Source organism: Achromobacter sp. GbtcB20 (assembly GCF_019091095.1).
Taxonomy (GTDB): Bacteria; Pseudomonadota; Gammaproteobacteria; order Burkholderiales; family Burkholderiaceae_B; genus Achromobacter; species Achromobacter mucicolens.
Genome location: NZ_JAGXJZ010000718.1, coordinates 1 through 252, shown reverse-complemented (window position 1 = coordinate 252; position 252 = coordinate 1). Strand labels below are relative to the sequence as shown.

1 protein-coding gene is annotated in these 252 nt (G+C 70.6%); it reads right to left on the bottom strand.

The genetic code is table 11. The features are described from left to right. Positions 1–252: NAD(P)-binding domain-containing protein (locus KVT32_RS30835; protein ID WP_254637099.1), on the bottom strand; the 252-nt coding region annotated here is incomplete at both ends.

Genomic DNA, 252 nt, shown 5'->3' with positions numbered 1-252 from the left:
CGAGAAAGCGCATGCCCTGCGCCTCCAGGCGCGCGTGGAAGTCCAGCGCCTCGTCGTGGCGGGTCGAGCTCATGTCGATCCAGAGCGCGCCAGGCGGCATCGCCGGCAACGCGGCGGCGATCGTTGCGCCGACCGCCGGCCCGGCTTCCAGCATCGAAACGACAATCGCGGCGCCCCGCACCGCCTCCTCCACCGAATCACAGACGAGCGCTCCATGCTCGGCAATCGTGCGCGCCTTGGCCGTGGTACGGT